Source organism: Aeromonas sp. INTO2 (assembly GCF_049860605.1).
Taxonomy (GTDB): domain Bacteria; phylum Pseudomonadota; class Gammaproteobacteria; order Enterobacterales; family Aeromonadaceae; genus Aeromonas; species Aeromonas caviae.
Genome location: NZ_CP187588.1, coordinates 1,373,281 through 1,398,057 on the forward strand (window position 1 = coordinate 1,373,281; position 24,777 = coordinate 1,398,057).

18 protein-coding genes and 1 pseudogene are annotated in these 24,777 nt (G+C 63.9%); 11 read left to right on the forward strand and 8 right to left on the reverse strand.

Features of this window, described 5'->3' with window-relative positions; genetic code table 11:
* Positions 1-195: 195 nt before the first annotated feature.
* The gene (locus ACPW74_RS06525; RefSeq protein WP_041214971.1) at positions 196-1,017 is read left to right on the forward strand and encodes a MetQ/NlpA family ABC transporter substrate-binding protein; all 822 of its coding nucleotides are present in this window, start codon (positions 196-198) and stop codon (positions 1,015-1,017) included.
* 53 nt (positions 1,018-1,070) lie between these two features.
* Here ACPW74_RS06525 and ACPW74_RS06530 read toward each other — a convergent pair whose 3' ends face one another.
* Positions 1,071-1,793 carry a phosphatase PAP2 family protein gene (locus ACPW74_RS06530; RefSeq protein ID WP_029314731.1) on the reverse strand — a complete coding sequence of 241 codons (723 nt, stop codon included), beginning with the start codon at positions 1,791-1,793 and terminating at the stop codon, positions 1,071-1,073.
* A gap of 250 nt (positions 1,794-2,043) precedes the next feature.
* On the opposite strand from ACPW74_RS06530, the gene ACPW74_RS06535 reads away from it, so the two are divergent.
* From ACPW74_RS06535 to dedD, 7 genes are all read left to right on the forward strand, one after another.
* The gene (locus tag ACPW74_RS06535; protein WP_279981472.1) at positions 2,044-3,165 is read left to right on the forward strand and encodes a 4-phosphoerythronate dehydrogenase; all 1,122 of its coding nucleotides are present in this window, start codon (positions 2,044-2,046) and stop codon (positions 3,163-3,165) included.
* Between the two features lie 146 nt (positions 3,166-3,311).
* Positions 3,312-4,328, forward strand: a complete 1,017-nt coding sequence (locus ACPW74_RS06540; protein WP_279981471.1) for an aspartate-semialdehyde dehydrogenase — start codon at positions 3,312-3,314, stop codon at positions 4,326-4,328.
* 293 nt (positions 4,329-4,621) lie between these two features.
* A complete protein-coding gene (locus ACPW74_RS06545; RefSeq protein ID WP_279981470.1) occupies positions 4,622-6,748 on the forward strand; it encodes a FimV/HubP family polar landmark protein in 2,127 nt (708 codons plus the stop codon).
* 166 nt (positions 6,749-6,914) lie between these two features.
* On the forward strand, positions 6,915-7,724 hold the full coding sequence (gene truA / locus ACPW74_RS06550) for a tRNA pseudouridine(38-40) synthase TruA (protein WP_041214976.1): 810 nt from the start codon (positions 6,915-6,917) through the stop codon (positions 7,722-7,724).
* Between the two features lie 119 nt (positions 7,725-7,843).
* Complete coding sequence (gene accD / locus ACPW74_RS06555) at positions 7,844-8,707, forward strand: acetyl-CoA carboxylase, carboxyltransferase subunit beta (RefSeq protein ID WP_041214977.1); 864 nt, start codon at positions 7,844-7,846, stop codon at positions 8,705-8,707.
* A 2-nt stretch (positions 8,708-8,709) separates the two neighbouring features.
* Entirely contained in the window at positions 8,710-9,969 is a 1,260-nt protein-coding gene (gene folC / locus ACPW74_RS06560) for a bifunctional tetrahydrofolate synthase/dihydrofolate synthase (RefSeq protein ID WP_279981469.1), read from the forward strand.
* A 179-nt stretch (positions 9,970-10,148) separates the two neighbouring features.
* Positions 10,149-10,952: a cell division protein DedD gene (dedD, locus tag ACPW74_RS06565; protein WP_425858757.1), complete on the forward strand. Its 804-nt coding sequence runs from the start codon at positions 10,149-10,151 to the stop codon at positions 10,950-10,952.
* Positions 10,953-11,057: 105 nt separating this feature from the next.
* Here the strand turns inward: dedD and ACPW74_RS06570 are convergent, their stop codons facing one another.
* From ACPW74_RS06570 to ACPW74_RS06585, 4 genes are all read right to left on the reverse strand, one after another.
* Positions 11,058-11,402 (reverse strand): TusE/DsrC/DsvC family sulfur relay protein, encoded by a 345-nt coding sequence (locus ACPW74_RS06570; RefSeq protein WP_042078532.1) that lies wholly within the window; start codon positions 11,400-11,402, stop codon positions 11,058-11,060.
* Between the two features lie 160 nt (positions 11,403-11,562).
* Positions 11,563-13,704, reverse strand: coding sequence for a YccS family putative transporter (gene yccS / locus ACPW74_RS06575; protein WP_223919302.1), 2,142 nt, complete (start codon positions 13,702-13,704; stop codon positions 11,563-11,565).
* 179 nt (positions 13,705-13,883) lie between these two features.
* Positions 13,884-14,540, reverse strand: a complete 657-nt coding sequence (locus tag ACPW74_RS06580; protein WP_010675134.1) for a Bax inhibitor-1/YccA family protein — start codon at positions 14,538-14,540, stop codon at positions 13,884-13,886.
* A 190-nt stretch (positions 14,541-14,730) separates the two neighbouring features.
* Entirely contained in the window at positions 14,731-15,642 is a 912-nt protein-coding gene (locus ACPW74_RS06585) for a helix-turn-helix transcriptional regulator (protein WP_223919301.1), read from the reverse strand.
* Between the two features lie 130 nt (positions 15,643-15,772).
* On the opposite strand from ACPW74_RS06585, the gene ACPW74_RS06590 reads away from it, so the two are divergent.
* The 3 genes from ACPW74_RS06590 to ACPW74_RS06600 all read left to right on the forward strand — a co-directional run bounded on the left by ACPW74_RS06590 (position 15,773) and on the right by ACPW74_RS06600 (position 19,470).
* Entirely contained in the window at positions 15,773-17,929 is a 2,157-nt protein-coding gene (locus ACPW74_RS06590) for a TonB-dependent siderophore receptor (protein WP_425858760.1), read from the forward strand.
* Positions 17,930-18,026: 97 nt separating this feature from the next.
* On the forward strand, positions 18,027-19,073 hold the full coding sequence (locus ACPW74_RS06595) for an alpha/beta hydrolase (RefSeq protein WP_279981465.1): 1,047 nt from the start codon (positions 18,027-18,029) through the stop codon (positions 19,071-19,073).
* A gap of 163 nt (positions 19,074-19,236) precedes the next feature.
* Positions 19,237-19,470 carry a DUF6719 family protein gene (locus tag ACPW74_RS06600; protein ID WP_102983837.1) on the forward strand — a complete coding sequence of 78 codons (234 nt, stop codon included), beginning with the start codon at positions 19,237-19,239 and terminating at the stop codon, positions 19,468-19,470.
* Between the two features lie 104 nt (positions 19,471-19,574).
* Here the strand turns inward: ACPW74_RS06600 and prpF are convergent.
* The 3 genes and pseudogenes from prpF to prpC all read right to left on the reverse strand — a co-directional run bounded on the left by prpF (position 19,575) and on the right by prpC (position 24,714).
* A pseudogene (gene prpF, locus ACPW74_RS06605) lies at positions 19,575-20,773 on the reverse strand (2-methylaconitate cis-trans isomerase PrpF).
* A 165-nt stretch (positions 20,774-20,938) separates the two neighbouring features.
* Positions 20,939-23,557, reverse strand: a complete 2,619-nt coding sequence (gene acnD / locus ACPW74_RS06610; protein ID WP_279981463.1) for a Fe/S-dependent 2-methylisocitrate dehydratase AcnD — start codon at positions 23,555-23,557, stop codon at positions 20,939-20,941.
* Positions 23,557-24,714, reverse strand: coding sequence for a bifunctional 2-methylcitrate synthase/citrate synthase (prpC, locus tag ACPW74_RS06615; protein WP_010675128.1), 1,158 nt, complete (start codon positions 24,712-24,714; stop codon positions 23,557-23,559). Before prpC ends, acnD begins: the two co-directional genes overlap by 1 nt.
* Positions 24,715-24,777 lie beyond the last annotated feature (63 nt).

Consider the following 24,777-nt stretch of genomic DNA (forward strand, 5'->3'; position numbering starts at 1 on the left):
TTTTTCATCCAGTTGCGGGATGCGCTTTGCTTCGTGCTGGCCAAGCTTGCCCGGTTTTGTTGCTTGGCGAAGGCTACGAGCTCTGTTATGGTATGCTCAGTTAGCCGTTTGGATGGCTAGATGGTTGTGCGCTGACTGCATGTTCGCGCCCCCGACCGCTCACCGTTTTGATGATCATGTTGACAGGGAGTTTTTATGCAACGTCGTTCCTTCTTCACCCTTTCCGCCCTGGCGTTGCTCGCCAGCAGCCTGCCGCTGTCCGCCTTTGCCATCGATGAGGCGAAGAAGGAGATCGTCATCGGCACCACGGTTGGCGACTTTGCCGACATGGTGACCGACTCTATCAAGCCGCAGCTCGAAGCCAAGGGCTACAAGGTCAAACTGGTGGAGTTCACCGATTACGTGACCCCCAACATCGCCCTGGCGGACGGGTCGCTTGACGTCAACTGCTTCCAGCACAAGCCCTATCTGGAGAGCTTCGCCAAAGACCGGGGTCTCTCTCTGGCGCCCATCACCCAGGTGCCGACCGGCCCCATGGGGCTCTACGCCGGCAAGCTGGGGGATCTGAAGGCGGTGAAAGAGGGAAGCACGGTCGCCATCCCGAACGACCCCACCAACCAGGCGCGGGCGCTGCTGATGTTGCAGGATCTGGGCTGGCTGAGCCTCAAGGAGGGGATCAATCCCCTCAAGGCGAGCGAGTTCGACGTGGTGAAGAACCCCCACAACCTCAAGCTGGTGCTGCTGGAGGCGGCGCAGCTGCCGCGCTCCCGTGAGGATGTGGACTTCTCCGTCATCAACGGCAACTTTGCCGCCTCAAGCGGGATCCCGTTCAGCTCCGGCCTCTTCCTCGAGCGCAGCTATGACTTCATCAACTGGGTGGTGGTCAAGAGCGCCGATGCGGGCAAGCCGTTCGCCAAGGATGTGGCGGCCGCCTACAACTCCCCTGAATTCAAGGCTTATGCCGCCAAGCGCTTCGTCGGCTACAAGTATCCCGAGGGCTGGCAGCAGAAGGGGTGAGTGGCGTACAAGCGATAAAAACGGGCACCCAGGTGCCCGTTTTTTATTGGACGTCAGTAGTGGCGCAACCACCAGCGGGCGGCCAGGAGGGCGGTGAGGCTGCCAAGCAGGGCGCTTGCCAGCACATCCAGGGGCCAGTGCATGCCGATAAGGGTGCGCGAGAGGCCAATCCCGATGGCCCAGAGTGGCAGCAGCCAGGCCCCGGCGGGTGCCCGGGCCAGCCAGATCAGGCCGAAGAACTGGGCGAGGCTCATGGCGGCGATGCTGTGACCGGAGGGAAAGGCGTAGTTGACCTCTGCCTGCCAGTGCTGGCCGAGCCAGGCGGGCAGCGCCAGCAACTGGGTCGCGGCGTGGACCTGTTCACTGCGAAGGGCCTGGCTTCCCCCATAGAACTGGCGGATGGCGGGGATCAGCTCCTGGCTCTCCAGCCAGATGAGGTAGGGCCTGGGCTCCTCGGTCAGCAGCTTGATGAGGCTCTTGATGACCCAGTCGCTCGCCAGTACGGCAAAGAGGGCGCCAGCCAGCGCCAGCAGGGCGCGACCGTCCAGCGTCAGCTTGTGTCTTGTGAGCAGCAGCAGGGCGGCGATGGTGAAGACCAGCCCCGGCAAGTCCACCATGCGGGTGAGGGCGTAGGGCCACCATAGCCAGCCCGATTGCAGGGCCTGGGTCATGAACGGCTGCCAGGGCAGGCAGACGAGCAGCAGCAGGGGGAGGAGCAGGAGGGCATTGAAATGAAGCACCTTGCGGCGTGGCAACGAAGAGGAGTGAGTCGGCATCAAGGGGTCCGGTTCGGTGGCGCGAGCGGCTAAAAAGAGACGTCATTGTGCCAGTCAGGTTGCTCTGGTCAAGGCGAAGGGGGCGAGGGCAACAGGCTGTTACATATGATGCTGCCGGGCATCGTGCCCGCACCTGAGGCCGGAAGGCGGAAAGATGGCCGCAGAACGGTCTGCCAACAAGCCTCTGAAAATCCGTCGCGTTTGGGCTAGAATGGCGCGCCTGTGGCCCTTGTGGACGAGATGCGTGCCGATGAAGATCGTTGTTGATGAAAATATGCCCCATGCGGTGGAGCTGTTTGCGGAATTTGGTGAAGTGGTTCCCCTGCCGGGACGAGAAATAAAGGCCGCGGATCTGCAAGAGGCGGATGTGTTGCTGGTGCGCTCCGTGACCCGGGTCAACGAAGCGCTCCTGGCGAGTTGCCCCAGGCTGGGGTTTGTCGGCACGGCCACCATCGGCACGGATCACATCGATCAGGGGCTGCTGGCGGCGCGGGGCATCCCCTTCTTCAGCGCCCCCGGCTGCAACAAGGTGTCGGTGGGGGACTACGTGCTCTCCGCCCTGCTGGTTCTGGCGGAACGCCATGAGCTGACCTTGAGCGAGATGAGCCTCGCCGTCATCGGCGCCGGCAACACCGGCGAGAGCGTGGCCGGCAAGGTCGAGGCGCTCGGGATGAAGGTGCTGCGCTGCGACCCGCCCCTGGCCCGTAGCGGCGCCGCTGGCGACTTCGTGGATTACCGCACTGCCCTGGATGCCGACATCGTCAGCTTCCATGTCCCCTATCTTCGTGAAGGGGATGAGGCCACCTTCCACCTGCTGGGAGCCGAGGAGATCGCCGAGCGTCCGGCCGGGCAGATCCTCATCAACGCCTCCCGCGGCGAGGTGTGGGACAACCGTGCCCTGCTTGTCCGCCAGCAGGGATCCAATCCCCTGCGACTGGTGATGGACGTGTGGGAAGGAGAGCCGGAGCCCCTCAAAGAACTGGTGCCCCATACCGAGCTGGCGACCCCGCACATCGCCGGTTACAGCCTGGAAGGCAAGGCCCGTGGCACCTGGATGCTCTATGAGGCGCTGTGCCGGCAACTGGGGCGCACCCCGCGCCAGGATCTGCAATCCCTGCTGCCTGCCCCCGAGGTGCGCGAGCTGACGCCGGGGCAGCCGGCGGATCAGGCGCTCATCAAGCAGCTTGTCCACCTTGTTTATGACGTGCGCCGGGACGACGCCCGTTTTCGCAAACGGATCGGGCTGCCCGGCAGCTTCGATGAGCAGCGCAAGCGCTACCCCGAGCGGCGCGAATTGGGCGCCCTGCAACTGAAAGGGCCCTTCGCCGACGACAGACTGGCCCGACTGGGCTTTGCCGTCTCGGAGCAATAAACCCGATTTCAACAAGGGGAGGGGCTTGCCCAGGCGGCGCCTCCCCCCGGCCCGGCATCAGGCGGGCCTGTCATCAAACCGATACGCGTGCCAGTCGGGGCCCTCATGCCCGGCCCCGACGGGCCGCATCACAGGAGAACAGATCAGTGAGTCAGCAATTCAACGTAGCGGTATTGGGTGCCAGCGGCGCCGTGGGTCAGGCCATGATCGAGATCCTGGAGGATCGCGCCTTCCCGGTAGCGACCCTCTATCCGCTCGCCTCCAGTCGCAGCGCTGGGGACACGGTGCGTTTTGGCGGCAAGAACGTCGACATCCTTGATGTGGAGGCCTTTGACTGGAGCCAGGTGGAGATCGCACTCTTCTCCGCCGGTGCCGAGGTTTCGGCCAAATGGGCGCCCATCGCCGCCGAGCACGGCTGCATCGTCATCGACAACACCTCCTGCTTCCGCTACGACGAGGACATTCCCCTGGTCATTCCAGAAGTGAACCCGGATGCGCTGGCCGATTTTCGCAACCGCAACATCATCGCCAACCCCAACTGCTCCACCATCCAGATGCTGGTGGCCCTCAAGCCCCTGCACGACGAGGTAGGCATCAGTCGCATCAACGTGGCGACCTACCAATCCGTTTCCGGCTCCGGCAAGGAAGGGGTGAGCGAGCTGGCGGGCCAGACCGCCCACCTGCTCAACGGCCGCCCGGTGGAGCCGACCCTCTATCCGCAGCAGATCGCCTTCAACCTGATCCCGCAGATCGATGCTTTCACCGACAACGGCTACACCCGGGAAGAGATGAAGATGGTGTGGGAGACCCAGAAGATCCTGGGGGATGCCAGCATCGCCGTGAACCCTACCTGCGTGCGGGTACCGGTCTTCTATGGTCACGCCGAGGCGGTCCATGTGGAGCTGCACCAGCCGCTGGACGCCGAGCAGGTCAAGGATCTGTTGCGCAATGCCCCGGGCGTCACCCTGTTTGATGATGAAGGGGACTACCCGACCCCGGTGCGCGATGCCACCGGTCAGGATGATGTGATGGTCGGGCGGGTACGCCAGGATATTTCTCATCCGAGTGGTATCAATATGTGGATTGTGGCCGATAACGTTCGTAAGGGCGCGGCAACCAACAGCGTGCAGATTGCCGAACTGCTGGTACGCGACTACCTCTGAGGCCGGTTGTCGGCCCCGGGCGGGGAGGGAACCCCGCCTTGATGTGGGCGCCCTGGTCCCGGTATGTGACCGGGAACCCACTCTCCGGTTTTTGGAATACCGTGTGATATCAGTGGACTAGGTTTTTTTCTACACTCTGGTTCGCGTCTGGGGCTGCTTTCTGGTCGCCGCCGGGCGCGAAATATGTCGGATCGCTGGCTTGAGACCGGCGCCTGATTTATATTGAGCCGATTGTTTTGGGGTAACTATCCAGATTTTTCAATGTGATAGGGCCGTCATACGAAGGAACGAATATGGGACATTCCCGCATAACGCTGGCAACGCTACTCGCATTGGGGCTTCTGGGCACGGTTCAGGCCGAAGAGGGGGCGCGAGAACCCTTCTTTGTCGAACTCAAGGGACCGGATGGCTCACCGCCCCCCGCGGTGCAACCAGAGCCCCGGGCCCAGCCCGTGGCGCCCGTCACCCTGCCCAGAGCCGAGCCCATCGTGCGTCAGGTGCCTGCTGCGTCGGCTGGCAGTTATGGTCCCGTGCGTCCCACCGATACCCTCTGGAGTCTGGCGAGCAAGCATCGCCCGTCCAACCGGGTAAGCGTCTACCAGACCATGGTGGCCATCTATGACAAGAACCCCCGAAGCTTCGCAGACGGCAACATCAACCATATTCTGGTGGGTTCCCACATCCTGCTGCCCACCGCCGCAGAGGCGGGGCGCATCACGGATGCCGAAGCACGCCGTCGCTTCAACAGCGACAACGCGAGCTGGAAGGGGCTGAGCCCCAAATACCTGGCCAACAAGCAATCCCACGTCGCCCAGCCGGTGGTGAGCAAGCCTGCTCCGGCCAAGCCGGCTGTGGTGGCCAAGAATACACCGCCCAAGGCGGCGCCGATCCCGGCGGCACCCAAGGCAACGGCTCCAGCCCCCGAGGTGAAGGAGACCGCCAAGGCGGCTGTCTCCACCCCCGTGGTGGTGAGCGCTGCTGCGAGCAGCGCCGCCAGCACGGCGCCGGCGCCCCTGCCCGCCACTGCGGTGGGCAAACCTTCCACCGAGATGGCGCTGGCCCTGGAAGATGCCAACGCCCAGCTCGGCCAGGTCACCGAGATGAACCACAGGCTCAAGCTGCGCTTGCAAGCCCTGACCGAAGAGGTGGAGACCCTCAAGGCGCAGTTGCAGGATCAGACCGCCCTGCAAAAAGAGGTGGCGGAACTCAAGGCCAATCCGACGCCTCCCGTGGTGGCGCCGGTGCCCAAACAGAGCTGGCTGATGGAGCTGCTCTCTTCGCCGCTCAATCTCGCCATGATCATCCTGCTGCCGGTACTCCTGGTGCTTGCCCTGGTCACGCTCTGGCTGCGTGCTCGTGCCCGCCGCGAGCTGGAAGAGCAGGAGAAGAGCCTCTCCGAGTCGACCTCCATGGTCATGGGAGACGAGAACAGCGAGTTTGATCAGCTGATGACGGTGGGCATCGCGGATGACGAGCCCCTCCATGGCATGCCGGATCTCAACGAGCCGGAAGTGAGCAGGAAGCAAGATGGCGCCAGTGCTGCCGCCGATGTCATCTTCCGGGATGACGAGACGGCGCTCTCCGCTTTTGATGTGGAGCCTGCGGTGACGACGGCGAACCGGGATCCGGATCTGGTGCCCGAGCTGGATCTGGCCCACGAGGGGGACTTCGATCTGCCCGTGGTGCCGGAACTCGATCTCTCCGACGAGCCCACCTCCTCTGCTCGTGGTCATGACGAGATCATGACCGAGGAGGAGCTGCAGGCCGCCCTGTTTGCCGAGCTGGACGCGGATCTGGAAGCGGATCTGGCCCAGGCCCAGAAGGAGAGCCGCAGCCAGCGTGACGAGACACTGGCCAACTTCGATCTGAGCGATCTAGAGACCGGGTTTGGCGAGCCGACCGACGATGAGCTTGCCACCAAGGCGCCACACATCGACGAGACGGGGTTTGGCAAGGACGATGTAGACGACATGCTGGCCGAGCTCGGGCTGGAGCCCACCAAGCCGACGGCGTCCGAGTGGGATCCCAGCGAGCTGGCCCTGGCGGACTTCGAGGATGCCTTCGCCGAGGTGGAGTCCCATCAGGGGGAGGTGAAACCCCGCGAACAGGTGCAAGACAGCGACTTCGTTGAAATCGACAAGCTGCTGGCCGATGCCGATGCCAGCAGCACGGAGCAGGAACCCTATCAGGGCTTCTCTCTGGATGTGGGGCTGGACGGTTTCCCCGAGGTGCTGCCGGAGTCCAACGGCTTTGATGTGGATGCCGATGACGGCGGGGTGGGGGCCAAGCTGGATCTGGCCCGGGCCTACCTCGAGATCGACGACAAGGAGAGCGCCCGCGAGCTGCTGGAAGAGGCGGTGGCCCAGGGCAGCGAGTACCAGCGCAGCGAGGCGCAGAAGCTGCTCAAGCGCCTGGGCTAGGCAGGCCCTTGTCATCCATGCACCAGAGAGGGCAGCCCGCGGGCTGCCCTCTCTCTTTGGGGGCCCCGCACCGCGGCCTCGCCCGGTCTGGGACTTTTGAGCTCGAGCGCGTATAATCCGCCCCGTTTCTTTCACTGCATCCTTTCATCAGAAGACACCGTTACCCATGCGAATTGCCCTTGGTATTGAATATGACGGCAGCCGGTACTTCGGCTGGCAGCGCCAGCGCGAAGTGATCAGCGTTCAGGAGGAGCTGGAAAAAGCCCTCAGCCGCATCGCCAACCACCCCGTCTCCATCCAGTGTGCCGGTCGCACCGATGCGGGGGTGCATGCCACCGGCCAGGTGATCCACTTCGATACCGAGTCGAACCGCGCAGAAGGCGCCTGGACCCTGGGGCTCAACTCCAACCTGCCCCCTGACATCGCCGTGCGCTGGGTCAGGGAGGTGGACGAGCATTTCCATGCCCGCTTCAGCGCCACCGCCCGTCGCTACCGTTACGTCATCTACAACCACAACTACCGCCCGGCGATCCTGGGCCAAGGCGTCAGCCACTACCACGAAGCCATCGATGCGACGCTGATGCACCAGGCCGGCCAGAGCCTGCTGGGGGAGCATGACTTCAGCACCTTCCGGGCTGTCGCCTGTCAGTCCAACACCCCCTGGCGCAATGTGACCCACCTGTGTGTTAGCCGTTCCGGCCCCTACATCGTGCTCGACATCAAGGCCAACGCCTTCCTGCATCACATGGTGCGCAACATCACCGGCTCCCTGCTGCTGGTGGGGCAGGGGCTTCAACCGGTGGAGTGGATTGCCGAGGTGCTGGCGGCGAAGGATCGCAACCTGGCGGGCCCGACCGCCAAGGCGGGCGGCCTCTATCTGGTGGATGTGGATTACCCGGCCGAATTCGGGTTGCCCCGGCCGCCCCTCGGCCCGCTGTGGCTGCCGGACTCGGCACCGGGTACGACCAGTTTTTAGTAACTGGGCCCGAAAATTTGTGGTTTAATGATCCGTCGTTTATTGCCATCGAGCCGTTAAGTCATTGAACAATCAAGGCTCGATGTGTTTTGTCAGGCACAAATGCATTAAGGAATTCCATGAGCTGGCTTGAGAAGATCCTTCCCAAGAGCAAGATCACCACACCGCGTCGTCACAACATTCCGGAAGGGGTGTGGACCAAGTGTACTGCTTGCGAACAGGTGCTCTACCGGGCAGAGCTGGAGCGCAATCTCGAAGTGTGCCCCAAGTGTGACCATCATATGCGCATCAGCGCACGTGCCCGTCTCGAGAGCTTCCTCGACACCGAGGGACGCAGCGAAGTCGCGGCCGAGCTGGAGCCGCAAGACATCCTGAAATTCAAGGATTCCAAGCGCTACAAGGATCGTTTGTCTGCCGCCCAGAAAGAGACGGGCGAGAAGGATGCGCTGGTGGTGATGAAGGGGACCCTCAAGGGGGTACCGGTCGTCGCCTGTTCATTCGAGTTCTCCTTCATCGGGGGCTCCATGTCCTCCGTGGTCGGTGCCCGCTTCGTGCGCGCCGTCGAGGAGAGCATCAAGGAGGGCCGCGGCCTGGTCTGCTTCTCCACCTCCGGTGGTGCGCGGATGCAGGAAGCCCTGTTCTCCCTGATGCAGATGGCCAAGACCAGTGCGGCCCTAGATCGCCTCACCAAGGCGGGCCTGCCCTTCATCTCCGTGCTGACCGACCCCACCATGGGTGGCGTCTCCGCGAGTCTGGCCATGCTGGGTGACATCAACGTAGGCGAACCCAAGGCGCTGATCGGCTTTGCCGGCCCTCGCGTCATCGAGCAGACCGTGCGCGAGAAACTGCCGGAAGGCTTCCAGCGCTCCGAGTTCCTGCTGGAGAAGGGTGCCATCGATCTCATCATCGACAGGCGCGAAATGCGCAACCGTCTGGCTGGTCTGCTGGCCAAGCTGATGAACACTCAGGTCATCGAAGACTGAAGATGAGTTCACACATGCAACAATCCCAAAGCCGGTCGCTAGTCGACTGGCTTTCTTATTTGGAGCAGATCCACCCGGCCAACATCGACATGGGGCTGGAGCGGGTCGGCACGGTTGCCCGCCGCATGGGCCTCACCAAACTGCCGTTCAAGGTGATCACGGTGGCGGGCACCAACGGCAAGGGCTCCTCCTGCGCCATGGCGGCCAGCATCCTGATGGCCGCCGGCAACCGGGTCGGTGTCTACTCCTCCCCCCATCTGCTGCGCTTTACCGAGCGGGTGCGCGTCAATGGCCAGGAGCTGGCGGATGGCGATCACTGCGCGGCCTTTGCCGAGGTGGAAGCCGCCCGGGGCGACATCGCCCTCACCTTCTTCGAGTTCGCCACCCTGGCGGGTCTGTGGCTGTTTCGCCGCGCCGCGCCCGATGTGCTCTTGCTGGAAGTGGGGCTGGGGGGGCGGCTCGATGCCACCAATGTGGTGGAATCGGACGTCGCCCTGATCACCTCCATTGCCCTGGATCACTGCGACTGGCTCGGGGATACCCGGGAGGCGGTGGCGGTGGAGAAGGCTGGCGTCTATCGCAAAGGTAAACCCGCCATCAGCGGGGAGCCCAATCCGCCGTCGACCATTGCAAGCGAAGCGGCGCGCCTCGGCGCCTGCCTGCGTCAGGTCGGCATCGATTTTCGTGGTGACGAGCATGAAGGTGACTGGGATTATCACGGCCTGCACCACTGGTCGGGATTGCCCAAACCGGCCCTGCCGCTGATGAATGCGGTCACCGTGCTGGCGGCCCTGGAGTCCCTCGGTCTGCCATTGGCGGAGTCCGCCATCCGCGACGGCCTGGCCAATGCCCGCCTGGCTGGCCGGATGCAGCAGTTGCAAACCTCGCCGCTGGTCATCGTCGACGTGGCCCACAATCCCCACTCTGCCGCCTATCTCGCCAGCCAGCTGCGCCTGCTCCCCGGCAAGGGCAGGCGCCGCGCCGTGGTTGGCATGCTCAAGGACAAGGACATGGCGGGGTCGCTGGCCGAGTTTGACGGTGTGATTGACGAGTGGTTCCTGGCAAGCCTCCACGGCCCGCGCGCGGCCACGGCCGACCAGTTGGCGACGGCCCTTGGCGGCGACCGGGGCGTGGCGCTCACTTTTGCCTGCGTGGGGGATGCCTACGGCGCCGCCTTGGCCGCATCGAGTCCTGACGATATGGTCATTGTGTTCGGCTCGTTTTACACTGTCGCCGACGTGCTGGCTCTGGGCTCGGTCTGAGCCGTTCGCTCCCCTGGCTCCGTCATCGTGACGACGGGCCGGGTTTTGCACTGGATAATCCCCTTTCAGGCCAAGTGGGTGGCGAGGGACCCGGCTTCGCCAGCCGGCGTGAGGGGAGGCGTTCTTTGCGAAGAGTGCAAGATTGCAATGGATCCTAAGTAACATGGGTGGAAATTAACTTGGCTTCGAAGTTTCAAAACAGATTGGTGGGGACCGTCATCCTGGTCGCCCTGGTGGTCATCTTTCTGCCGGACCTGATGGACGGCAACAAGCTGGAGCAGAAGGACGAGGCCTTCGCCAAGATCCCCCTGCGTCCGGAGCTCGAGCCCGCCAAACCTGCGCTTCAGGTCTCGGCGGCGAGCACCCTGCCGGCCGAGCATCTGGCGAGTCAGCAGCAGGCCTCTGCCGCGACCCAGTGGCAGGTAGAGGAGATTGGCGATACCGTGACCCTGGCCAATCAGGGGGGAGCCAATCCAGCGGGAGCCAGTCAGGCTCCCATCACCCAGCAGCAGCCGGTACAGGCCGTGGTGCAACCCAAGCCCCAGCCCAAACCCGAGCCCAAGCCGGAAGTGATCGCCAAGAAACCGGTGGAGCAACCCAAGCCCAAGCCGGTGCCCCCCAAGCCGGTCGAGGTGCAAAAGCCGGTGGAGGCCAAGCCGCAGGCGGGCCAGATCAAATCCATGGATGATCTTATAGCGAGCAAGATGGCCCAGCCGGCCCCGGCTCCTGCCGCCACGTCGGCCCAGGGAAGCTGGATCCTGCAGCTCGGCGCCTTCAAGAATGCAGACAGCGTCAATGCCCTGGTGAGCAAGCTGAGGGCGGCGGGCTACTCGGCCCAGACCTCGCCGAGAACCCCGGTGCAGGGGCAGATCAACCGGGTCTTCATTGGGCCGGATGTCTCCAAGGCGAAGTTGCAGGGCATGCAGAGCCGGATCAGCCAGATGACCGGCTTGAGCGGCTCAGTGGTGGCCTACAACCCCTGACAGGGTGATGAAATGAAAAGGCCGCGCCTCATGGCAACATGGGCGCGGTCTTTTTTTGTGTGCAAAACGGGGAGGGGAGTATGGCCATCGGGCAGCAGAGAGAGCCTAGATACACTTCACCGGCTTGGGCAGGCCCGCGATCTTGGTGGCCTGCTTGGCGGGCCCCTCCGGAAACAGCTTGTAGAGGTAGCGGCTGTTGCCCTTCTCCGGGCCGTACTGTTTTTCCATCGCCTTGACCAGGGCGCGGATGGCGGGGGAGGTGTTGAACTCCAGGTAGAAGGCCCGCACGAACCGCACCACTTCCCAATGGGGCGCCTCCAGCACTATCCCCTCCCGCTCGGCCAGCACCAGGGCCAGCGCCTCGCTCCAGTCCGTGACATGACGCAGATAGCCCTGGGCATCGGTCTCGATGGCCTGGCCGTTGAATTCCAGCTGATGATGCTCAGACATAAGGGCTCCTCACAAAGGGGCTGTCGGGACTGGGTTATTGAGATTGGGCGGGCATGGTAGCGCCTTGACCCCGGATCGGCAACCGGTGCGGAGGCACCGCCGCGCCCCTTCACCGATCATGGCCCTGTCGCCAGGGGTTCTGGTCGCGAGATCCGCGTCCTCAGGCCTGATCCTGCCGGGTCAACAACTGGCCGTCGTTGGCCAGCATCAGCAGCTCGTCCGCCAGCTGGCTGATGAGGGTGAGCTGCTGGCTCAGCATCAGCTGCTCCTCGCTGCTCTCCGGAGCAATGGCCGGACAGGCTCCCGCGAGCGGGATCGGCATCTCCCCCGCCAGGTGGCCGGCGGCCTGCTCCAGGGTCTGGCTGATGTGGCGGCTGATCTCCTCCAGCCCCTCGATGGGCTCGAGTTTGTCGCGATGGGCCCCGAGCGCCGAGATGTAGGAGAGCAGGGCATGATTGCGCCAGGTGAGGGTGAAGCAGAGGTCGAGGAAGCGGCGGCGCTTGCTCGGCTCCACCAGCATGCTCTGCCAGGCCATGGCCAGCTCGCTGTCGGCGAGGTGGGCGCACTTGCGGGCCACCCGGTAGTCCAGGGATTCATCTCGTTGGCGATGCAGGCTGGCGAGCACCGCCGAGAGGTACTTCGCATTGGCGGACAGGGAGTTGGCAATCAGGGTCGGCAGCCGCTTGTATTGCCAGTCCGGCCAGAGCCAGGCCACCAGGGCGTAGGAGAGCAGGCAGCCTAGCAGGGTATCGAGCAGGCGGGGCCCCAGGATGGCGAAGCCGATGCCGTCCAGCAGGTTGAACGCCATCAGCACGTAGAGGGTGATGAAGCAGACGGCGGCGCTGTAGTTGCTGCGCACCTGGGTGAAGAACAGGAAGGCGGCGAGCCCCATGATCCCGAGCTGCAGGTGCAGCTCGGGGAAGAGCCAGAGCACGGGCACGCCGATGAGGATGCCGGCGAAGGTGCCGAGCATCCGCTGCACCAGGCGACGGCGGGTTGCACTGTAGCTCGGCTGGCAGACGAACAATACGGTGAGCAGGATCCAGTACCCCTTGTCCAGGTGAAACGCCTGCAGAATGCCATAGCCCACGACCAGCCCGAGGGAGAGCCGCAGGGCATGGCGAAACACCATGGAGTTCGGGGTCAGGTGCTGCCTGAGCAATGCCAGCAGGGGCAGGGCGACCGGCCGTGCCAGGGGAGGCAGGCTGGTGGGGGGCGCGGCGGGGTTTTGCAGCTCTTCGGCGCTTTGCAGCAACTGGTTGATGCTGGCCAGGTTGCGACGCAGGAACTTCATCGGTGTCAGCAGGGTCTTGGGGTAGTGCTGCTTGAGGTGGGTGAACTCCAGCTGATCGCCGAGGGCCTCCAGGGTCCAGTGAATGCGTTTGTGGTGGGTGTAGGGCTTGTGCACCAGGATGGCGTAGCCAAGCTGCTGACAGGCATCGGCAAGCTGTGACAGCACCTCCTGGAAGCCGTCGAGGACGATGCCCTGCTTGAGCTCCGCTTCCAGCTTGCTGTAGGGGTAGTGGCTGGAGGTGGCCCGCTCCTGGATCTCCAGGGCAAGCAGGTAGAGGCGCAGCAGGCCCGCGAGCTCGGGGGCAACCCCGTGGCGGCCGGGGGCATGAAGACGGGCATTGAGCGCCGTCTTGGCCTGGTTCAGGGCATTGACCAGGTTGATGTTGAGCTGGGCCAGATTGTGGCGGATGGCCTGGGCGCCGTGTTCGTCGGCCGGGAAGAAGCGGGATTTCTCCTGCAAATAGCGGGCGAGGGCGAAGTAGCTCTGGGCCAGTTGCTCGTGCAGGGTCTTGTAGGGCAGCAGCCAGAGCCAGACCAGGGACACCAGGCCGTACCAGAGGGCCCCGGCGCACAGGGCCAGCGGCTGATAGAGCAGATCCGGTGCCTTGGCGGCCCCCAGCATGGTGTAGATGGCAATCAGCAGGGAACCAAAGCTGATGGTGGCGTAGCGTTGGCCGAGGGCACCCACCATGACGAAGATAAAGGTGGAGCCCGCGAGCCCGATGGCAAAGAGCCAGGGAGTGGGGAAGAGATACTGCACGCACAATGAGGCGAACAGGAAGCAGAGCAGGGTCATGGCGAGGTTCTTGACCCGGCCCCAGAGGCTGTCGTCGGTCTCGGCGATGGCACCGGCCACCACCCCGAGGGAGAGCAGCACGGTGAGCTGGATGTCACCGGTAGCCAGCGCGAAGGCGAGCAGCCCCGCGATGGCGAGCAGGACCTTGAGGGCGAAATAGATGTGGCTGTCGGTCAGCAGACGGCGCAATAAACCTGAGAAGTCCATGGGCATGGGATGAAGGCAACCCTTGAGCGAAACGAAAGTGACAGCATAACCTGTCGATAACGAAACGGCCCTGATTTGGATCAGGGCCACTTCGCTTCATATCCTTGATTTGCAACTTATCCTGACAGGAATGGGCGCCAATAAAAACCCCGCCGAAGCGGGGTCTTGTGCATCTTAAGCATCCATCAGTTGCGGTTGCCGCCAAGCAGGCTCAGCAGGCTCAGGAAGATGTTGTAGATGGAGACATACAGGGTGACGGTGGCAGAGATGTAGTTGGTCTCGCCGCCGCGCACGATCTGCTGGGTGGTCAGCAGGATGGCGCCGGAGGAGAAGAGCATGAACATGGCGGACAGGGCCAGGCTCAGGGCGCTCATCTGCAGGAAGATATTGGCAACCATGGCTACCAGCAGTACCCAGAACCCGACGAACAGCATGCCGCCGAGGAAGGAAAGATCCCGCTTGGTGGTCAGGGCATAGGCAGACAGGCCGAAGAAGGTGAGCGCAGTACCGCCCAGCGCCGTCATCACGATCTCGCCGCCGCCATTGTTCATGTACATGTTGATGATGGGGCCGAGGCTATAGCCCAGCAGGCCGGTCAGGGCGAAGGTGAACACCAGCCCCATGCCGTTGTCACGGTTCTTCTCGGTCAGGAACATCAGGCCGTAGACACCGATGAGGAACACGGCCCAGTGCAGGGGCGGCATGTTCATGACGGTCGCTACCCCGGCTACCACGGCTGAGAAGCCAAGAGTGAGGGAGAGCAGCATGTAGGTGTTGCGCAGCACCTTGTTGGTGTCGCGCACGGCACCCTGGGTGCCAGTGTAGATAGAACGGGTATCCATCTTGATGTCCTCTTGATTTCCGGGGTGAAGCGACCAGTTGTGCTTCGTTAACGCATTGTATGCACTGAATGTGTGGATGACGAGCGCTGATTTCAAGCGCCACCCCACCTGCGTGGTGCCTACTATCCCAGAACAAAGATGTATTGCGCATGAACAAGGAGGCTCAAGGCGTTGCAGAGAGCGCCAGCTCCTACACTTTACCCTGTCTGGCGATCCGCGTCGGCGAGAAGCCGAACTGCTTTCTAAACGCCGTGATGAAATTGGCCACATGGTCATAGCCGGCGTGGGCGGCGGCCCCTTGCAGAGAGAGGCTGCGCGCCTCCAGCCTGGCCCGCGCTTCTTGCAGCTTTCGCTGGCGAAGGTAGCGCTGCAGGCTCATGCCCAGCTCTTTTTTTGCGGCTCGCTGCAAGGTGGAGACGCTCATGCCGAGGGTGGCCGCGATCTCGGTCAGGGTCATCTCGTCCACTTTTTCATCTCTGAGCAGCATCTTGAGGCGCGTCGGTTGCTCGTTCTGGCGCTGGCAGCAGGGGGAGGCGGCCTGCTGGAGGTGGGTCATCAGGCTCTCCCAGACACTGAGGGCAAAGGCCTTGCGCATCAGCATCTCGGAGGCGTTCTGGCTGCTGGTGAGATTGAGCGCTTCCGCAATCTGTCCAAGCGCCGTGGGCAGGGTCCAGTCGACGCGGCTCAGATGGCGGCTGAAGGTCTGTGCGAAAGCCTTGCGATGCGCCTGTGCCAGGTTGTGGGCGAGCCAGGTGTGGTCCAGGGAGAGGACGATGCTGCGGCTGCGCACCTGGGCTTTGGCCGCCCCCTGCACGATGTCGGGCTCGGTATAGAGGATGGCGGTTGCCACTATGGGGTCGGACTCATGGAAGCGACCCCCCTTGAGCCTGTGAGTGGCGCCATAGGTCATCAGGGCCCGGCTCTCGAGGGGAATGGCGATGATCAACTGCGGCGGCAACTCCCGCTCGGTGGCGAAGTCTGCCTTGTGAACGATGTCCTTGTTGTGAAAGCGAAGACCCTCCTGGATCACCAGGTTCTCCACCCTGCCGGTGAAGCGCCCCCGCTGGCGTGCGCTGGTGTCCCTTGCCACTGTGTCAGTCATGTGCAATTTGACCATGTCGAAGAGTGAAATGACCACACCGCAAAACTGCGGCGGAAGATGGAGTGATATATTAGCCCCCGGAAAATCAAATGAAAATGATTATCATCTCTATCTTGAGGTCACTCTTACTATGGTTGTCTTGAAGGATAAAGCGCGAAGCCCGCTGGCTCTGGCCATCTCTGCCGCTCTGGCCGTCACCTTTGCCGCCCCGGCAGGGGCACACACACCGGACATCAAGCCGGACGAAACCCTGGTCGTCTATGGCAATCCACTCTACGGGATGTCGCCGTCGGAGGAGACGGGAGGCTATGGGGTCGACTCGGCCACCGTCGGCACCAAGACGCCGGCGGCCCTCAAAGACATCCCCCAGTCGATCACCGTGTTGACCAACGACTACATCGAGGAGCGCAACTTCGTGGCGGTTGACGATCTGGCCAAGTTCACGCCGGGTCTGCGCACCCTGGTCAATGACAGCGGTCGCTCCTCCATCTTCTCCCGCGGCTATGAGTACGACGAGGTGAACCTCAACGGCCTGCCATCGCCCATGCAGAGCAAGTACGGCACCCTGCCGTCGCTGGCGGCGGTGGATCGGGTGGAGATCATGCGGGGCCCCTCCGGCCTCTTCAACAGCACCAGCGAGCTGGGGGGCGTGATCAACATGGTGCTCAAGCGTCCGACCGACGCCTTCAAGGGCTCGGTCACGGCGCGCTATGGCAGCTGGGACAGGCATTACCTGGAGGCGGACATGGGGGGCGCACTCAACGACGAGGGTTCCCTGCGCGGTCGCGTCGTGGTGGCCAACGCCGACATCAAGAACCAGGTGGACTACAACAACAACGACAACGGTACCTACTACGGCACCCTGGAGTTCGATCTCTCGGATCGCACCCGCCTCTCCGTCTACGCCCTGCACCAGACCAAGGACATCCTGCCCACCAACGGCCTGCCGGCGTACAAGGACGGCTCCCTGCTCGACATCGGCCGCAGCACCTACCTGGGGTCGGCTGAAGACTTCTTCGACGCCGACACCACGGATGTGGGGGCCTCGCTGCAACACGCCTTTGCCAACGGCGGGGTGGGTCAGGTCTCGGCCCGCTACATGGATCACGACATGCGGCTGGAGCAGACCTTCACCAACGGCCCCGTGGACGCGGCGGGCAACACCGGGCTGATGTTCAACGGCCAGGGGAACCAGCAGAAGAACATGGCCTTCGATGCCAACTACAGTCAGATGTTCGATCTGTTGGGGCACAAGAGCGAGTTTGTGCTGGGCTCCGACTACAAGCTCTACGAGTCGGACATCCAGACCTACACCAACCGCAACCTCGGCAAGATCAATGTGTTCGATTTCGACCCGACCCGGGTCGCCAAGCCGGACTACAGCTACACCAAGAATGACCATGAGGAGCAGTCGGAGCTCGGTCTGTATGGCAAGGTGACCTGGCGGCTGATGGAGCCGCTGGCGGTGATCACCGGGGCCCGCGTCTCCTGGTACGATCTGGATGCCGTCAGCACGACCCTGAGTTCCGGAGCCCAGAGCGGCGAGTCCAGTGCGTTCAACGGCAAGCTCACCCCCTACGCGGGGGTCGTCTATGACCTGAGCGACGAACACGCCTGGTATGCCAGCTACTCCAAGGTGTTCAAGCCCCAGACCAGCCAGGACGAGAGCGGCAACCTGCTCAAGCCCCGGGAGGGCAGCCAGTGGGAAACCGGCATCAAGTCCTCGCTGCGTGACGGCCTGCTCAACACCCGGGCGACCCTCTTCCTGATGAAGGACGACAACATCGCGGCCCAGGCCTACGACGATCAGGGCATTGCCATCACCAACACCTACTGGGCTACCGGCAAGGTGGAGACGCAAGGGGTGGAGCTGGAGGCGAGCGGCTATCTCAGCCAGAACTGGATGGTGATGACCGGCTATACCTTCACCGACATCGAGGAGAAGGCCGGGGATCACAACCCGAAATTCGACACCATCCCCCGTCACGCCCTCTCACTCTGGACCGACTACCACCTGGCCGACTGGGTGCAGGGGCTGCACCTCGGGGCAGGCATGACGGCGGTGAGCGACTACGGCTTCAACCAGAAGGGGGTCGAGACCCATCAGGGGGGCTATGCCCTGTTCGATGCGGCGGTGCGTTACGAGATCAACGACAAGATGCAGGCGACCCTGAACCTCTACAACCTGCTCGACCGGGAGTACTTCTACCGGGTCGGCTCCACCAGCACCTTCAACATGTACGGCGAGCCGGCGAACCTGATGGCAGGCTTCACCTACAAGCTGTAACGACCGACGACAGCAGGGCCTGCGGGCCCTGTTGTCGTCTCTGTGCGCCGCCCTACGGGGGATCCCCAAGGCTGGCGACACAATCCTGGTTCATCTCATGACAAGACTCATCACCCTGCTGCTCACCATGATCACACTCTCTTCTGCCCAGGCAGACATGCTCCACTACGCCCAGCGCTTCACCCACCATTCGGCCCTGCTGGGGGAGACGCGGCAATACAGCGTCTCCCTGCCCCGGGAATATGAACGCGAGCCCGGGGCTCGGTTCCCCGTGCTCTATCTGCTCGACGGGGAGAAGAGTCTGCTGGAGGTTGTCGGCATCACCCGGGCCCTGCGGGCCGGGCTCAATCCTGCTATCCCCCCCCTCATCATCGTCGCGGTCCACAACACCGACCGGATGCGGGATTACACCCCGAGCCACACCATGACCTTGCCCAATGGGTCACCGGCGGGGCCCGGCTATGCCGTGACGGGGGGCGGGCCCCGATTCCTGCGCTATCTGAGTGAGGAGCTGCGCCCCCTCATCGAGGAGAGGTTTCGGACCCAGGCGCCAGCCCTGCTGGTGGGCCACTCCCTCGGCGGCCTGCTGGCGCTCGATGCACAGGCGCAAGACGGCGGCCAGTTCCAGGGAGTGATCGCCATCGACGCCAGCCTCTGGTTCGATTACCCCCGCAATTACGAGCGCATCGCGTCGGAGTTGACCGGGCCGCTCAAGCACGCCTCCTCGCTGTTCATGGCGGTGGCCAACAACCCCTTCACCCCGGGATTCGGGCGCTCGGCGTTTCACCGGGATCGCCTGCAGCAGTTTGCCCGGCAGGTGGTGGCAGCGCCCGGCGCAAACCTGAACGTCACCAGCCGCTACTTCGAGGAGGAGGATCACCACAGCGTCTACCACCCCGCCGTCTATCAGGGACTCCAGTGGCTGTTTCAGGGCTATCGGCTGGATCTGGCGCCCGGGCACTTCAGCCGACAGGGGGTGATCGCCCGCTTTGATGCCCTGAACCGCCACCTCGGCAGCGCACTGCGCCCGGAGCTGGGGAGCCTGCGGGACATCAGGGAGAAGGCCGTGCGCTGGCCGCAGATGGCGATCTCCGTGGACGAGGCCGATGCCCTGCTGACCCACTACTACGGGTCGAAGCCGTGAAAAGCCGATATTTTTGCCTGTGTCTGGAATCGTCACAACGGCGCCGGAGACGGGTGTCGGCCCGGCGCCATCCCTGGGTAGACTGCCGAAACGAGGGGCGCCGGGTCGGTGCCCCGACAGAGGCAGGGAGTGAGCGATGGCGGTTGCAGGAAAGAGGGGAGGCATGCTGGCTCTGTGGTGCGGCGCACTCCTGATGTCGGGGTGCAGTGGGTTTGCGCCTGCGCCCATTCCCGTCACCTATCTGAGTCAGGATCCGCCCCCAGGCAGGCTGCCCCTTGGGGAGACCGCCTATGTGGATGACGGTCGCTGCCCACCCGGGCAGGTCAAGCGGCTCATCGGCGGGGACGCGAAGCACAATGTGCCAAGAAAGGTGGAGTGTGTGGCAAGACCACAATGATGATGTGATTTCCACAGCCTGAAACATCCAAGAAAGAGCCCTGAGGCAGTCGCCTTGGGGCTCTTTTCGTCTGGCTGGCCTGGTCGGTGTGATGCCGCAGCGGGCTAGAAGGCATCTCCAGGGACCCGCACCCAGCCTTCCATCAGGATGCGGGCGGAGCGGGACATCACCGCCTTGGTGACCGTCCACTGTCCCGCTACCTGCTCTGCCTGGGCTCCGACTCTCAGGGTGCCGGAGGGGTGACCAAAGCGCACCGCTTCGCGCTCGCCGCCCCCGGCGGCCAGATTGACGAGGGTGCCGGGAATGGCCGCCGCCGTGCCGATGGCCACGGCGCAGGTGCCCATCATGGCGTGGTGCAGCTTGCCCATGGAGAGGGCCCGCACCAGCAGATCGATCTCGCCGGCAATAATCTCCTTGCCGCTGGCGGTACGGTAATCCTTGGCGGGTGCGACGAAGGCAATTTTCGGGGTGTGCTGGCGAGTGGCCGCCTCTTCGGGGCGCTTGATGAGCCCCATGCGCAGGGCACCGGCAACCCGGATTGCCTCGAAGCGTGCCAAGGCCTCGGGGTCCGTGTTTATCTGCTCGCGCAGCTCGGTGCCCTCATAACCGATGTCCTCGGCGTTGACGAACACCGTGGGGATGCCGGCGCTGAGCAGGGTGGCTTTCAGTACGCCGCTCTTTACAACAGACGCGGGTACCTCCAGATCGTCCACCAGATTGCCGGTGGGGAAGAGGGCGCCGCCGTCTTCACCCTCGTCGGACGGGTCGAGAAACTCCAGCACGATCTCGGCGGCGGGGAAGGTGACCCCGTCCAGCTCGAAATCGCCTGTCTCCTGCACCTGGCCGTTCGTCACCGGCACGTGGGCGAGGATGGTCTTGCCGATATTGGCCTGCCAGATGCGCACCTCGCAGGTGCCGTGCTCCGGGATGCGGGACGGGTCCACCAGGCCGGCGTGGATGGCGAAGGCCCCGGCGCCGGTGGAGAGGTTGCCGCAGTTGCCGCTCCAGTCCACGAATGCCTTGTCGATGGCGACCTGGCCGTAGAGGTAGTCCACATCGTGATCGGGTTGCTGGCTTTTGGAGAGGATCACGCACTTGGCTGTGGAGGAGGTGGCCCCCCCATACCGTCCATGTGGGCGCCGTAGGGGTCGGGGCTGCCGATGACCCGCAGGAAGAAGGCATCCCGTGCCGGGCCCGGCTGCTGGCAGCGCTCGGGCAGGTCAGATAAGCGAAAGAAGACCCCCTTGCTGGTGCCGCCGCGAAGGTAGGTGGCCGGGATTTTGACTTGTGGTTGGTGGGCCATAGAAATCGTCCAAAAAAGGGTGAAAGAAGCTTCTCTGCTGGAGAGAAGGTGCCCGAAGGGGGAGTCGGGCGAGGGAGACGCATGTTCCCTCACCCAACCCTCTCCCAAAGAGAGAGGGTGCTTTATGCCTTCCCCTTTTTCAAAGGTGCGGAGCGGGGTTGCGATTTAGCTTGCGGCCTTTTGCGCGGTCGACGCCAGGAAATCCTGGGCGAAGCGTTGCAGCACGCCGCCCGCCTCATAGACCGAGACCTCCTCGGCGGTGTCGAGGCGGCAGGTCATGGGCACCTGGATCACTTCGCCGCTGCGACGGCGGATCACCAGAGTGAGATCGGTGCGCGGCTGGCGCTCCCCCACCACGTCATAGGTCTCGGTGCCATCGAGGCCCAGCGTGAGGCGGGTGGTGCCCGGTTTGAACTCGAGCGGCAGCACCCCCATACCGATGAGGTTGGTGCGGTGAATGCGCTCGAAGCCTTCCGCTGCGATCACCTCCACCCCGGCAAGGCGCACCCCCTTGGCCGCCCAGTCACGGGACGAGCCCTGACCGTAGTCGGCACCGGCCACGATGATGAGGGGCTGCTTGCGCGCCATGTAGGTCTCGATGGCTTCCCACATCCGCATCACCTTGCCGTCCGGCTCGACGCGGGCGAGGGACCCCTTCTGCACCACGCCGTTCACCACCGCCATCTCGTTGACCAGCTGGGGGTTGGCGAAGGTGGCGCGCTGGGCGGTCAGGTGATCGCCGCGGTGGGTGGCGTAGGAGTTGAAGTCCTCCTCCGGCAGGCCCATCTTCGCCAGGTATTCCCCCGCCGCGCTGCCCGGCAGGATGGCGTTGGAAGGGGAGAGGTGGTCTGTGGTGATGTTGTCCGGCAACAGCGCCAGGGGCCGCATGCAACGCAGGGTGCGCTCGCCCGCCAGTGCCCCCTCCCAGTAAGGCGGGCGACGGATATAGGTGCTCTGCGCACGCCAGTCGTACAGGGGCGCCACTTTCGGGCCCTGGTCTTCCTCTATGGTGAACATGGGGATATAGACCTGGCGGAACTGGGACGGTTTGACCGCCGTGCGAACCACGGCGTCGATCTCCTCGTCGCTCGGCCAGATGTCTTTGAGGCGCACTTCCTTGCCGTTAACTACCCCCAGCACATCTTTCTCGATGTCGAAGCGGATGGTGCCTGCGATGGCGTAGGCCACCACCAGGGGCGGGGAGGCGAGGAACGCCTGCTTGGCATAGGGGTGGATGCGGCCATCGAAGTTGCGGTTGCCGGACAGCACCGCCGTGGCGTAGAGATCCCGCTCGATGATCTCCTGCTGGATGGCGGGATCCAGCGCGCCGGACATGCCGTTGCAGGTGGTGCAGGCAAACGCCACGACGCCGAAGCCGAGCTGTGCCAGCTCATCCATCAGCCCCGCCTCTTTCAGGTAAAGCGCGACCGTCTTGGAGCCGGGGGCGAGGGAGGATTTGACCCAGGGCTTGCGCATCAGGCCGAGCCGGTTGGCGTTGCGGGCCAACAGGCCTGCGGCAATCACGTTGCGCGGGTTGCTGGTGTTGGTGCAACTGGTGATGGCGGCGATGATGACGGCGCCATCGGGCAAGAGGCCGTCAGCCTCCTGGGCACGAGCCTTGTCCAGGTCCACCGCGATTCCGCGCTCGGCCAATGCCGATACCGGCAGGCGGCGATGGGGGTTGGAGGGGCCAGCCAGGGTGCGCACCACGCTCGACAAGTCAAAGTGCAGCACCCGCTCGTACTGGGCGCCCGCCAGGGCATCGGCCCAGAGACCGGCCTCCCTGGCATAGGTTTCCACCAGTCTGACCTGCTCGTCGTCACGGCCGGTGAGCTTGAGGTAGTCGAGGGTCTGCTGGTCGATGAAGAACATGGCCGCGGTAGCGCCATACTCCGGCGCCATGTTGGAGATGGTGGCCCGATCGCCGAGGGTGAGGGCGGCGGCCCCCTCCCCACGAAACTCCAGGTAGGCGCCGACTACCTTCTGCTGGCGCAGGAATTCGGTGAGCGACAGCACCAGATCCGTGGCGGTGATGCCGGGTTGCGGCTTGCCGGAGAGCTCCACGCCGACGATCGAAGGCAGCCGCATCCAGGAGGCGCGTCCCAGCATCACGTTCTCGGCTTCCAGCCCGCCCACCCCCACCGCGATGACGCCGAGGGCATCCACGTGGGGGGTGTGGCTGTCGGTGCCGACGCAGGTATCCGGGTAGGCCAAACCGCGATCGGCGTGGATGACAGGGGACATCTTCTCCAGGTTGATCTGGTGCATGATGCCGTTGCCAGGCGGGATCACCTCGATGTTCTTGAACGCCTGCTTGGTCCAGTCGATGAAGTGGAAGCGATCCTCGTTGCGCCGATCCTCGATGGCGCGGTTCTTCTCGAATGCCTGGGGGTCAAAGCCGCCACATTCAACGGCCAGGGAATGGTCGACGATGAGCTGCACCGGCACGACCGGGTTCACCTGGGCGGGATCGCCCCCCTGCTCGGCGATGGCGTCGCGAAGGCCCGCGAGGTCCACCAGGGCGGTCTGCCCCAGGATGTCGTGACACACCACCCGCGCCGGGAACCAGGGAAAGTCGCGATCGCGCTTGCCATGGACTATCTGGCCGAGGCACTCGCCGAGGATGGTCGGATCGCATTTGCGAACCAGGTTCTCGGCGTGGACGCGGGCGGTGTAGGAGAGCCTGTCCCAGGCGCCGGGGGCGATGGCGTTGACCGCCTCCCGGGCGTCGAAGTAGTCAAGCTGTGTGCCGGGCAGGGGCTTGCGATATTGCGTGTTGATCATCACTTGCGCTCCTTGAGCGGCACGAACTGGAGATCCTCCGGGCCGACGTAGTTGGCGCTCGGGCGGATGATCTTGCCGTCGATGCGCTGCTCGATGACATGGGCCGACCAGCCTGAGGTGCGGGCGATGACGAACAGCGGGGTGAACATGGCGGTGGGCACCCCCATCATGTGGTAGCTGACGGCGCTGAACCAGTCGAGGTTCGGGAACATCTTCTTGGCCTCCCACATGGTGGACTCCAGCCGCTCGGCGATGTCGAACATCTTGGTGTTGTGCTGCTCCTGGCTGAGCTCGCGCGCCACCTCCTTGATCACCTTGTTGCGGGGATCGGAGACGGTGTAGACCGGGTGGCCGAAGCCGATGACCACCTCCTTCTTCTCGATGCGGGCGCGAATGTCGGCCTCCGCCTCGTCCGGGTTCTCGTAGCGCTTCTGGATCTCGAAAGCCACCTCGTTGGCGCCCCCGTGCTTTGGCCCGCGCAGGGCACCGATGGCTCCCGTGATGCAGGAGTACATGTCCGAGCCGGTGCCGGCGATGACGCGGCCGGTGAAGGTGGAGGCGTTGAACTCGTGCTCGGCGTAGAGGATGAGAGAGGTGTGCATGGCGCGAACCCAGGAGTCGCGTGGCTTGTGCCCGTGCAGCAGGTGCAGGAAGTGGCCGCCGATGGAGTCGTCGTCGGTCTCCACATGGATGCGTTTACCGTTGTGACTGAAGTGGTACCAGTAGAGCAACACGGAGCCGAGACAGGCCATCAGCTTGTCGGCGATGTCCCGGGCGCCCGGGTGGTTGTGATCGTCCTTCTCCGGCGACAGGCACCCCAGCACGGAGACGGCGGTGCGCATCACGTCCATGGGGTGGGCGGAGGGAGGCAACTGCTCCAGGGCGGTCCTGACCCCGGTGGGCAGGCCGCGCAGGGCCTTGAGCTTGGCCTTGTAGGCGGCGAGCTCCGCCACATTGGGCAGGTGGCCGTGCACCAGCAGGTGGGCTATCTCTTCAAACTCGCAGCTGGTGGCCACGTCCAGGATGTCGTAGCCACGGTAGTGCAGATCGTTGCCGCTGAGGCCCACGGTGCACAGGGCGGTATTGCCGGCGGCGGTGCCGGAAAGGGCGACGGATTTCTTCGGTTTGAAGCCGGTGGTTTCGGGCAGGGCGCTCATCACATGTTTCCTCATTCAGTCCGTTGATGCGCCAGCCGCCAGCATAAGGCGGCCGGTCGCCGT

Excerpts from the sequence above, each read along its gene's own strand:
- ACPW74_RS06525 (WP_041214971.1), top strand. The coding sequence starts at position 196 with ATGCAACGTCGTTCCTTCTTCACCCTTTCCGCCCTGGCGTTGCTCGCC.
- ACPW74_RS06530 (WP_029314731.1), bottom strand. The coding sequence starts at position 1,793 with ATGCCGACTCACTCCTCTTCGTTGCCACGCCGCAAGGTGCTTCATTTC.
- ACPW74_RS06535 (WP_279981472.1), top strand. The coding sequence starts at position 2,044 with ATGAAGATCGTTGTTGATGAAAATATGCCCCATGCGGTGGAGCTGTTT.
- ACPW74_RS06545 (WP_279981470.1), top strand. The coding sequence starts at position 4,622 with ATGGGACATTCCCGCATAACGCTGGCAACGCTACTCGCATTGGGGCTT.
- truA (WP_041214976.1), top strand. The coding sequence starts at position 6,915 with ATGCGAATTGCCCTTGGTATTGAATATGACGGCAGCCGGTACTTCGGC.
- accD (WP_041214977.1), top strand. The coding sequence starts at position 7,844 with ATGAGCTGGCTTGAGAAGATCCTTCCCAAGAGCAAGATCACCACACCG.
- folC (WP_279981469.1), top strand. The coding sequence starts at position 8,710 with ATGAGTTCACACATGCAACAATCCCAAAGCCGGTCGCTAGTCGACTGG.
- ACPW74_RS06570 (WP_042078532.1), bottom strand. The coding sequence starts at position 11,402 with ATGTCTGAGCATCATCAGCTGGAATTCAACGGCCAGGCCATCGAGACC.
- yccS (WP_223919302.1), bottom strand. The coding sequence starts at position 13,704 with ATGCCCATGGACTTCTCAGGTTTATTGCGCCGTCTGCTGACCGACAGC.
- ACPW74_RS06580 (WP_010675134.1), bottom strand. The coding sequence starts at position 14,540 with ATGGATACCCGTTCTATCTACACTGGCACCCAGGGTGCCGTGCGCGAC.
- ACPW74_RS06585 (WP_223919301.1), bottom strand. The coding sequence starts at position 15,642 with ATGACTGACACAGTGGCAAGGGACACCAGCGCACGCCAGCGGGGGCGC.
- ACPW74_RS06590 (WP_425858760.1), top strand. The coding sequence starts at position 15,773 with ATGGTTGTCTTGAAGGATAAAGCGCGAAGCCCGCTGGCTCTGGCCATC.
- ACPW74_RS06595 (WP_279981465.1), top strand. The coding sequence starts at position 18,027 with ATGACAAGACTCATCACCCTGCTGCTCACCATGATCACACTCTCTTCT.
- ACPW74_RS06600 (WP_102983837.1), top strand. The coding sequence starts at position 19,237 with ATGCTGGCTCTGTGGTGCGGCGCACTCCTGATGTCGGGGTGCAGTGGG.
- acnD (WP_279981463.1), bottom strand. The coding sequence starts at position 23,557 with ATGATCAACACGCAATATCGCAAGCCCCTGCCCGGCACACAGCTTGAC.
- prpC (WP_010675128.1), bottom strand. The coding sequence starts at position 24,714 with ATGAGCGCCCTGCCCGAAACCACCGGCTTCAAACCGAAGAAATCCGTC.